The organism is Paraburkholderia sp. SIMBA_054, from assembly GCF_046534875.1.
Classification (GTDB): Bacteria; Pseudomonadota; Gammaproteobacteria; order Burkholderiales; family Burkholderiaceae; genus Paraburkholderia; species Paraburkholderia hospita.
Genome location: NZ_JAWRXV010001792.1, coordinates 1 through 233, shown reverse-complemented (window position 1 = coordinate 233; position 233 = coordinate 1). Strand labels below are relative to the sequence as shown.

General features: G+C 67.0%; 1 protein-coding gene. It reads left to right on the top strand.

All coding sequences use genetic code 11. From position 1 onward, the window contains the following. Positions 1-233: SDR family oxidoreductase (locus SB822_RS61250; protein ID WP_410859686.1), on the top strand; the 233-nt coding region annotated here is incomplete at both ends.

The window sequence follows — 233 nt, the reverse complement described above, 5'->3', positions numbered from 1 at the left end:
GGCTCAAAAGGCGCAGTCGATACGATGACGCTCGGTCTCGCGAAGGAACTCGGGCCGCGCGGCGTGCGTGTCAATGCAGTGCGGCCTGGTCTCATCGATACCGAAATCCACGCGAGCGGCGGCAAGCCGGATCGCGCCGCGCAACTGGGTTCGACAACCCCGCTCGGCCGTCCCGGCCGCGCCGACGAAGTTGCAGAAACCATCGTCTGGCTGCTGAGCGACGCCGCGTCGTA